The sequence below is a fragment of the Pseudoalteromonas sp. BZA4 genome, from assembly GCF_040104395.1.
Lineage (GTDB): Bacteria > Pseudomonadota > Gammaproteobacteria > Enterobacterales > Alteromonadaceae > Pseudoalteromonas.
This window is the reverse complement of record NZ_JBECOT010000097.1, coordinates 1-9,232: the sequence shown is the minus strand read 5'-3', so window position 1 is coordinate 9,232 and position 9,232 is coordinate 1. Positions and strand designations below refer to the sequence as shown.

The following is a 9,232-nucleotide window of genomic DNA, read 5'->3' as shown; positions in this document are numbered from 1 at the left end:
AGGCAATCGTAAGACTAGCCGAGTCAAAAGCTCGACTAGCGGTGTCCAACGAAGCGTCAAAAAAGAAAGGTTAGTAGCTTAGGCTATTATCTTGGAAGCTCGATGCCTTTAGGCGCGAGTAGTTCACTTTCCCTTTTAATATCAATTGAAAGGTATTTATAGTTCACGCCTTTAGCATTGTCAAAAAATGAAAACATAATGATAAATAATTAATTTTTATATTTGTTAACTGATAGCAGAAAATCAAACACAAGACCTTCATCCAACAACTGAGTTTCACCGGTGAAACTTTAATTTTAGCGGCTAAAATAATGGGGTATCACACTTTGACCTGCAATACCCCCTACCTAACAATTAACCTATTAAACTTATAACCAATTGGGCTACAGAAATTAGGGAAATTAAATTAATAGAAAACCTTCCTTCTACTTTCACTTTATAATGAATATCTATTTTCATTCGCGTGCTCATTAATATTGATAGTGCCCCAACCGCAGTGTAATCTTAAATTGCCGTAAAAGATTGGCGGTTAGAACGTGGCATCCATGCCATTTTACTATCGTTGATTTTCAACCAGGCCTCGTGCCTGGTTACCTTCATTTTTTATGTTTCTTTGATACTAACAAAATTTTTTAACTATCTGCGGCGCTGAAAAAATTAACCTGTCGCCTTAGTTCCGCTTAATCATAATTTAACGCATAGCACTTTTACGAATAAGCAAAAGGTGAGTATTTATTAAAATAATTGCCGGTGTATCTACCATTTCACATTAAAAACAGGTGCGGCGGCACTCTAGGTTACACTGTCGTATTAACCTAGAGGCCTTGCCATGTAAGCGCTAATAACGAATTGCACACGGGAAAGTTACACGCGTGATGTGAACGGTACTTTTGAACGGACTCGATAAAGTTATTGAATAAACAGGTCTGATAAACACAGCCGTACGTATTGCTATCTGTGCGTTGCTAATTTAGAAAAGTCCCTGACACGTTAATTAGATGGTACGCCCCACCCATTAGCTAAACTCATAGTGTTGGCTATTACAGGAGGAAACCATCATGTCAGTTGCAAAAGTCATAGGTATTGATTTAGGTAAATCAACCTTTCACCTAATTGGTCACGATTATTCTGGTCGTGAAATATTTCGTCATAAATACTCCAGAGCAAAGTTAGTCGATTTTCTATCTGTCCAAGAATCAACAGTTATTGCAATGGAAGCTTGCTGCGGTGCTCACTGGTTAGCAAGGAAATGCAAACAATTTGGACATGAGGTTAAGCTAATACCAGCTCAATATGTTAAACCTTATGTTAAGACCCATAAGAATGATTACATTGATGCAGATGCGATTGCAGAAGCTGCAACAAGGCCAAACATGAGGTTTGTTTCAGTCAAAACAGAAGAAGCTCAACTAGGTATAGTTATTAGACGTGTTCGTTCTGGCTATATTAAAGAAAGAACCGCCTGTATGAACCGAATTGGCTCGATACTACTGGAATTTGGACTTAGCTTTCCGAGAGGCCATCATCAAATGAAAAACTTGTTCCAATGGATAGCTGATCAAAATGAAGTGTTGCCACCGCTATTGATTGCAGAGCTAACAACTCAATATGAATATTACAATCAACTAAATGTGTGGATTAAAGCTCAAGAAGATAAGTTATTAGCGTTAAATAAAGAAAACGATATAGCTAAGTTATTACAAACAATTCCAGGTGTTGGACCTATGACTGCATCATGCTGTATATCAGCAGTTGGTAGTCCACAGGATTTTGATAATGGACGTAATTTTGCCGCTTGGCTGGGGTTAGTGCCATTTCAATATTCAACGGGAGGAAAGCCCAGAATGCTAGGTATTTCTAAGCGAGGGAATAAGGAGCTTAGAGAGTTATTTATTCACGCAGCTCGTGCCGTTATGTGGCGAGATAAAACAGCAGAAAAGTTCTTTGGAACATGGTTGATAGATTTAAAATGTCGAAAGCCGTTTAATGTGGCGCTTGTAGCTTTAGCAAATAAAATAGCAAGAATAGCTTGGTCTGTAATGACCACGAAGAAGCCTTTTGAAATTAGAGTTTAAGTCAGTTTGCATATGATAATTAATGATGACAAAACGGTTAGACCACCAGATTGAAGACCTTGTGGACAGTTCAGCAAGAAAAATGCTTTCTCGTTTTTGAGGACAATCTGGCGCAGATCTCATCGTAGAGCTGGGACTAATGTTAGTCTCTAATAGACTCTGAATACATTAGCGCAAACCATCTCCGTTATTTTTAGTTATTAACTTGCAAAACGGGGCGTACCATACATTCTGTCCAAAGACGAGTTTTATCTTTGGTCAAGATTGTGGCTGCTCAAACCATCTATTATGACTTTTAATACTCAAATACTCAAATACTCAGTTGTAGCTCGATTGAGATTTGGTAGTAGAAATTATTTTGAACCTTTATCAAATTTACCCGTTCGATTCTTACACAAATTTAATTAGAAGAGTGTCAGTAGAACCCTTCTTAATACCATTAGAATCAATACCTAAAGCCAAAGTCATCACCAGAAATAATGGGAGGTGTAGGTTTAATTATTAAAACAGTGAATACACAGATTAATTTATAAGGCTGAATTCTAATCTTGACAATTTTTGATACTATAATAACAAATTTAACTGATGATGTTATTTTTTTGTTACTATAATGGCAGTCTCATTCATCATCGGTGATGGCTTTTATATTGTCTCTTGATGAAGTAATCTTCAATACCACTTTATATATGTTACAATAGTAACAAATAATGTCATTGTACATGCTATAATTGATACTATAGTGACAGGTTTGGAGGTATTTATGTTATCCCTTTATACTGCTTATGATTTGCAGATGGATCTTAAAGAGTTTATCAAGTCAGCTCGAAAAAAAGACAAACTCAGTGTTCAGAAGTTAGCCGATCTCTCTGGCGTGCCTTATGCGACGATCCGAAAGTTTGAGTCATCCGGTAACATCTCATTACGTCAGTTTCTAATGCTTTATGAGACCGTCGGAGACTTGAAAAAAGTGAAAGAGCTAACAAAGTCGTGTGAACCTGAATTTAAATCAATAGAGGATGTGCTACGACATGCTTAAATCTGCCCTAACCGTAAAGCGTAAGCTTAGCACTGGTGAAAAGGTGCTTGTCGGCAAGCTTGTTGAAAATAGTCAACAAAGCTTCTTTCAATTTGACGAGACGTATTTAAACGCTCACTCTACTTCTTTGGCCCCGTTCAATTTAAAAGCAGACACAAGCCTACAAGTTGCGCCTAGAAAACCGCATTATGGCATCCATGGAGTTTTTGCAGACAGCCTCCCTGATGGTTGGGGTCTTTATCTCATGGATCGTGTATTTAGGCAGAACAATCAGAACCCAAAAACAGTTACCGCTTTAGAGCGTTTGGCCTACCTTGGTGAGAGATGTATGGGGGCGTTGAGCTATGAGCCTGAGTTCGATTTACTTGATGAGTCCAAGGGTTCAATTGATATTATTACCCTCGGTCGAGCTGCGATTGAAGAATTTGAAGGCACTGAGTCTGCTTTGCTTGAGCACTTGATGAAAACGGGGGGATCGGGTGGTGCTAGGCCAAAAATGAACGTTACGCGTTTATCGAATGGTCAATATTCAACATTAGACGACGTACAAGGAACAAAGCTTATAGTAAAGCTTACATCTGAAAAGTTTGACTTGAAGCACTCTGAATCAATAGTTGAATATTGCTACATGCAAATGGCTCGTAATGTTGGCATTGAGGTTCCTGAGTTTGATTTAATTGATGCGGGTAATGGGAGATATTGGCTAGAGCAGAAGAGATTTGATTGCACAGAACAAGGCGGTCGAATTCATATGATTTCTGCTTGTGGGTTATTAGATGCCCCATTTCGAGAACCATCTTTGGACTATGTGGATTTAGTAAAAGCTACGCGCATCATGTGCAGTGTTACAGAGTCACAGAAGCTTATTAAGCGTTGCATGTTTAATTATTTAACTGTTAACCAAGATGATCATAGTAAGAACTTCAGTTTTCTTGCTAGTGACTCCGATAACTGGACGCTATCACCTTTCTACGACATTGTTTACAGCCCTAATCCTTACAAAGAGCATATGACGGCTTTTGGTGGCAATGGCCAAACACCAAAGAATGTACTAAATCAGCTAGCTGCTCAGTCGGGGTTGTCTTCAAAAAAAGCGATTATGACTATGGCTGAAGAAATATTTGAAGCAACGCGTTCGTTTAGGCATGAGGCCAAGCATTTGGGTTTGTCATCTAATCTAATCAAAGAGATTGATAATGATATGATAGAAAAATTTAAGGCGCTTTAAGCACAGGATAATTAAAATTGTCATGCCTTATTTTGCAAATGTCAGATAAGTTGAGATGATCTATACTATTTTTAGCCCAAAATAGGAGCCGCCTGTTAAGGCCCATACCAAAAGTATGAAAGCTGACTTATCTGACTAATTTCGGTGCCAGCTTCATCATAATTTAGCTTGTTTTTATGTTGAATGGGACTAAACCAAAAGTTAACCGGTTTACCATTTTCCACTTTCTTAAAAGCTATTTGAATTTGTGTATTAGCATACAACTCTTCATGAGGATGATATAAATCACCGATAGACTCGTATCCTTCAGGTGTTGTAAACATTACCTTATAATAACCTGGTCTATAGCTATACTTTTCCTCAATCAATACTTTTACACTGTAAAAATTTGGTATTACAAAGGTTCTGCTATCCAAGCATGACACACTATTGTCTTTAACAATAAAATGTCTACCAGGGTGAGATTTAAGGTCTGTATTTGCTTCAAGCGTATCCGGGTAAGTAAATCCACTTTTATGGCCAAACATTCCTTTTAATGACTTCTGTCTATCTTTATAGCTAGAGTTAATCTCAGTACCATTTAGCATGATCACATCGTATAAGCAGACTGAGCCATCATCGAGGATATACGTTTCTAAAACGCCACTTTCAAAGCTTCCAATTGCAACTTTAGAGGCAAGCATTTCCTGAATGTTTTTGTCTAATGTGAAAGCATTACCTTTAATATCTACAGCTTGTATTGAATTAATCGATTCTTGGCCAAGTTTTATATAAGCCCGCTTACCTTGCTGTACAGGAATAACAACAGGGTCATTTATTTTGCTAAGCTGTTCTGCAAAAGGCACGTCAAAGTCACACTTATACATAGGAGGCTTAAAATTGCTAAATGGCAAACACGGAACTTTAGTCTTTAATTGCTCGATAGGTTTATATCCATCAATAACCCTAGTTCGAAGCATGTTAGAGTAGTTCATTCGAGCAATACCAAGGCAGTCGAATGGCAAGCGAGCCGTTTCTTTCATATAACTTATTTTTTGCTGGCCATAATACTCTCGAACTTCAAACTGTGTTTCGTCATCGCTTGCGTAAAATGCAATTTCACGCCAGTTCTCACGCTTTCCCGATTTATTTAAAATTTCTGACTCAACTTTAATCATTCAGATAACTCCAAAATCAAGGTTATAAAATTCGCACTGTTCTTCTGATGCTTCATTCATTTCGGTATCTTCATTACTCACTTGGCGGTTATGTTGGCCTAGTACGATAATATTTGCAGGTGGTTCAATGATGTCATCTAGTTTTTTTAATGCTTCTTCAAGTTCTCCACCTTCTGTTGAAACGTACTGTGAAGTAATTACGCAGCTAGCAAACTTATCGTTATTAGCCTCTTTGTAGTACTTAAAGAAATCAGAGTAATATGAAGTTAATCGGCTTTTTAAAACGGGTAAGATTGGATGGCTAATTACGCTATCCTGCATGTTCAGTGTTTTCAAGGCACGAAGAATTAATGCAAAACCAGCCCATTCAAGTGTATTGTTGAATACATCCATACCCCCAAATACTTTGTTTTGCCATGCATCAAAAGCAGAGTGCATTTCATACTCATCCATATACCAAACTTTGCTTGTACCATTTTCAAACTCTAATAATAAATAGCAACCAGAGTATGAAGCCTCCTGAGTGCTATCGCCTTTAACGTGAGATACTTTGTTTGAGCTAACATCAATTGCAAACTTATCGTTGTCATAAACCACTGCAAGTTCATAGCTTTTTACAATACCTTGAGTTTCAAGGTAGGCAATTACATTATCTGTATTTAGTGCAGGAAACAGACAATATGCAGTAGTGTAGGGATGTTTCCTAACTCTTATGTCTACTAGGTTAAGCAGCTCAGGACTCAGAGAGCCGATCAACATATCCATTTCTTTAATTGTCGCAACAACGTCATCTAGGGCGCACTCTTTAATTAAAGCGGAATAATGAGAATGTGAAGCCAAGTTGAACAATGTTTCCCACTGTTTAATATTGTCTGAAGTAGATTTGATTAGCTTTTCAATTTGAACTGATAACATTAGTACGCCTCACGTGAATAAGCACTTTCGAATTGTTCTTCATAAGCTTGGTGATTGGAGCTGTGCTGACAATCTTGATCATCAAACAAAATTGGGTCATTCATAACACTATCTCTATAAATACAAGGGCAGAGAGTCTTCCAGTGACGTTTAATAAGGGTTTTCTCCCTCATTTGATCCACATGCACTGAAAGCCACGCTTCATTGCCCATCGCCTTACCTTGCTCTTCAATAGCTAAAATTTCTTCAGGAGGCATAACTGTAGTCTTAAAAGAACCATCAATTAGCTCAGTTTGACAATAGCCACCGGCTAATTGTCCACGCATTGCTTTAGATAGAACGGTTGTAGTGTGGGTAACTTTTGAATTTACACCGTTGTATTGGAAAGTGTCTTTTTCATAAAAAACATTCGCATTAATTTGTTTTACTTTTCCAGAACGGTAAGCAAGTTTAAGAATTCCCTTGTAGCCTAATCCTAATTGAGTCACATATTGGCCTGATGATTCACTATACTCAGTTTTTAAAAAGCAAAGCTGCTCAGTAGGGCAAAGTGAAAGGCCTATTTTTGCAGCTTTTAAAAATGAACTGATTACGGACTCAACTGGAGTGTACGGGAAGCTGTATTCTACGTTTAATCCAGACATAACGATTTGATAGACGTAGTTTAGCTCTGTATTAAAGTCAAGCTTATAACCATTTTCGGAAAGATAAGCATCAAACTGGCCTTTGCATGCTGTTAATTTTCCATACAATAAATTTTGATATTCTTGAAGTGATAAACTCATAACGCTCACCGTTGAACTTGGATATGTAATTAGAATATTTGATTTAAAAAATCGCGCTTATTACCAGTCAATAACAACGACCTCATCGTTTTTGGTGTATCCATACCAGTTTTCGCTATCTAAACATTCTTTAAGGGTTGCAATTGCTTTCTTCATGTCATTATGAGCAATCATCTGGCGGGTACGTTTCAACTCAAAAATCTCGCATATATCAGCCTCTAAATATTCAACACCGATAAAAGCAAACAATTTAACGGGAATACCTGCTAAATTCGCAACATACTTATAGAAACTCTCTTGAACGTCATATCGAAGGTCTCGGCATTGGAATCTAAACTTATTTGGATTGGCTGAACGAGTAGACTTAACATCACTGGCAATTGCATGCTTGTTAATGTAATCGAATTTTACTTTAAGCATTAATCCAGAGTCAGGATCTCGCGCTATTACAGTAAGTTCCGCAAAACCATTTGAAATTAATCGCTTAGCTCTAGCGTGAGATTTGAATGTATCCAAAATTCTATGGGCGTCATCCCAGACTAAACCATCTATTGGTGTCTTATGGGTTATGTGTGAAAGCGCTCCATCGTTGAAAGCAGCTAATAGGCTAGAACACTTATTATTTTCGACCATTTTTACAGCTTCGTTGTAGGCTTTGACTCCAGCGCCTTTTATTATGGATTTCGCAATCAAATCATCAAAAATTAGGGTGTTTGGTTTAGCATCTAACAAGCGCTTAACTAACTCTGATTTAGTGCCTGAGACCTTTTGACCTGCGGCTTTTAATGCGTCCTTTAGCTCAGCACTTGTGTGAAGCGCTGTAGGATACTCAATGGCAAGAGGTACACGGAAATAGCGATCATAAAAACCAATTGGCTCTAATATTAACTCGTGACCATAAGTGCCAGTATCAAGAGTGTTTCTTTGTGCAGCAGTTCGTTTTCTTTCCTCATTAGAAAAATATTGACGAAATACATGAGCTGGTGTGTTTTTCGCTAACTCTTTAATCAGAGATGAGCTATGAGCATCTAATTCGTGGTAAACAGAATTTGGCACACCGCTATAAATACCTTCAACAAGATCACCATTAGAGTCCAAAAAGTTTGGATTACCTAAATCATCGTATGCAGGCAGAATAGTGTTAAACCATTCAGTAGGTTTTTCTGTTTCTTGAACTTTTAGATTTGCTGATGCCATGTTCTTGCCTTGCTCTACTTATTTAAAGTAGTAACATCATGTCATAGAGATTTTTTCGTGCTGAACTGAAGAAGAAAACCTATCTTCAAAGTTAATGATGAGAATTGAGCGCGATCTTTAATTTTATATTTTCAGATAGTTAAGTCATTTAGAAAGTATATAGTTTGACTCTGAGGTGCTTGCATCACACTTTCACTCTAGCTATGCTGAATTTTCAATAAGTTATAGCGGTATAATATGTCTAGGAAGATTGGCCATACTGAGGTGCAGTATCGTAAGAGGATTAAAGAAGGGCGTGGTACAGGCGAGTATCAGAATTATAAGCCTTGGTTAACGGCTTATGATGCGCCATCCGATGGTCGTGTACATCGAGTCTTTGGTTATAAATCCAAACGAACACACCACTCATTATCCGATCTTGACCTATCCATGTTCTACTTGCTTGAGTGGCGGCAAGATGTGCTGCAAGTCAAAGAGCAGTTTCCGCTTGAACGCAATATAACAATAGAGCTTGCTGAATCTACTGGCATCAAATATCCAAGTGTTCGAGGTATTGACCAATACTTACCAAGTGACTTTCTTGTTGAAATAACCTCATAGATTAACCACTTTTTATTAACTATATTAGCAAGTTAGTGACATACCGCTAAAAAAGACCCCAGCGTTTAGCCTTGCCCTCACTGCTACTATATAATAACGCTCAAGTATTTTGCGCGAATTCAACCCCGAAGTGCACCACTCGCTAAATTAGGCCGCATTGCGTAATTCGTTAAACACAACGACAGGCTGTTTGTAACCTAGGCACTTTCTAGGTCTGGCGTTTAGCGCACGTTCTATAT

8 protein-coding genes are annotated in these 9,232 nt (G+C 37.8%); 4 read left to right on the top strand and 4 right to left on the bottom strand.

Annotated features, from left to right (window positions below; genetic code table 11):
• The first annotated feature begins 1,058 nt into the window (after positions 1 to 1,058).
• The 3 genes from ABMY41_RS20765 (at position 1,059) to ABMY41_RS20755 (ending at position 4,339) form a co-directional block, all read left to right on the top strand.
• Positions 1,059 to 2,075 carry an IS110 family transposase gene (locus tag ABMY41_RS20765; protein WP_063527454.1) on the top strand — a complete coding sequence of 339 codons (1,017 nt, stop codon included), beginning with the start codon at positions 1,059 to 1,061 and terminating at the stop codon, positions 2,073 to 2,075.
• 739 nt (positions 2,076 to 2,814) lie between these two features.
• Positions 2,815 to 3,111, top strand: a complete 297-nt coding sequence (locus tag ABMY41_RS20760; RefSeq protein ID WP_349276130.1) for a helix-turn-helix transcriptional regulator — start codon at positions 2,815 to 2,817, stop codon at positions 3,109 to 3,111.
• Positions 3,104 to 4,339, top strand: coding sequence for a type II toxin-antitoxin system HipA family toxin (locus ABMY41_RS20755; RefSeq protein ID WP_063529795.1), 1,236 nt, complete (start codon positions 3,104 to 3,106; stop codon positions 4,337 to 4,339). Before ABMY41_RS20760 ends, ABMY41_RS20755 begins: the two co-directional genes overlap by 8 nt.
• A 95-nt stretch (positions 4,340 to 4,434) precedes the next feature.
• Here ABMY41_RS20755 and ABMY41_RS20750 read toward each other — a convergent pair whose 3' ends face one another.
• The 4 genes from ABMY41_RS20750 to ABMY41_RS20735 are packed head-to-tail and all read right to left on the bottom strand — an operon-like array spanning position 4,435 to position 8,393.
• Positions 4,435 to 5,496, bottom strand: coding sequence for a hypothetical protein (locus tag ABMY41_RS20750; protein WP_063529794.1), 1,062 nt, complete (start codon positions 5,494 to 5,496; stop codon positions 4,435 to 4,437).
• Positions 5,497 to 6,411, bottom strand: a complete 915-nt coding sequence (locus ABMY41_RS20745; protein ID WP_063529793.1) for a hypothetical protein — start codon at positions 6,409 to 6,411, stop codon at positions 5,497 to 5,499. It lies immediately after the preceding gene.
• Positions 6,411 to 7,196: a recombinase RecT gene (locus ABMY41_RS20740; protein WP_063529792.1), complete on the bottom strand. Its 786-nt coding sequence runs from the start codon at positions 7,194 to 7,196 to the stop codon at positions 6,411 to 6,413. The genes ABMY41_RS20745 and ABMY41_RS20740 overlap by 1 nt, the downstream gene beginning before the upstream one ends.
• Positions 7,197 to 7,256: 60 nt before the next feature.
• Positions 7,257 to 8,393 (bottom strand): PD-(D/E)XK nuclease-like domain-containing protein, encoded by a 1,137-nt coding sequence (locus tag ABMY41_RS20735; protein WP_063530435.1) that lies wholly within the window; start codon positions 8,391 to 8,393, stop codon positions 7,257 to 7,259.
• A 237-nt stretch (positions 8,394 to 8,630) separates the two neighbouring features.
• Here ABMY41_RS20735 and ABMY41_RS20730 point away from each other — a divergent pair, with 237 nt between their 5' ends.
• Positions 8,631 to 8,993: a TnsA endonuclease N-terminal domain-containing protein gene (locus ABMY41_RS20730; protein ID WP_235374313.1), complete on the top strand. Its 363-nt coding sequence runs from the start codon at positions 8,631 to 8,633 to the stop codon at positions 8,991 to 8,993.
• Positions 8,994 to 9,232: the final 239 nt, after the last annotated feature.

Excerpts from the sequence above, each read along its gene's own strand:
- ABMY41_RS20765 (WP_063527454.1), top strand. The coding sequence starts at position 1,059 with ATGTCAGTTGCAAAAGTCATAGGTATTGATTTAGGTAAATCAACCTTT.
- ABMY41_RS20755 (WP_063529795.1), top strand. The coding sequence starts at position 3,104 with ATGCTTAAATCTGCCCTAACCGTAAAGCGTAAGCTTAGCACTGGTGAA.
- ABMY41_RS20750 (WP_063529794.1), bottom strand. The coding sequence starts at position 5,496 with ATGATTAAAGTTGAGTCAGAAATTTTAAATAAATCGGGAAAGCGTGAG.
- ABMY41_RS20745 (WP_063529793.1), bottom strand. The coding sequence starts at position 6,411 with ATGTTATCAGTTCAAATTGAAAAGCTAATCAAATCTACTTCAGACAAT.
- ABMY41_RS20740 (WP_063529792.1), bottom strand. The coding sequence starts at position 7,196 with ATGAGTTTATCACTTCAAGAATATCAAAATTTATTGTATGGAAAATTA.
- ABMY41_RS20735 (WP_063530435.1), bottom strand. The coding sequence starts at position 8,393 with ATGGCATCAGCAAATCTAAAAGTTCAAGAAACAGAAAAACCTACTGAA.
- ABMY41_RS20730 (WP_235374313.1), top strand. The coding sequence starts at position 8,631 with ATGTCTAGGAAGATTGGCCATACTGAGGTGCAGTATCGTAAGAGGATT.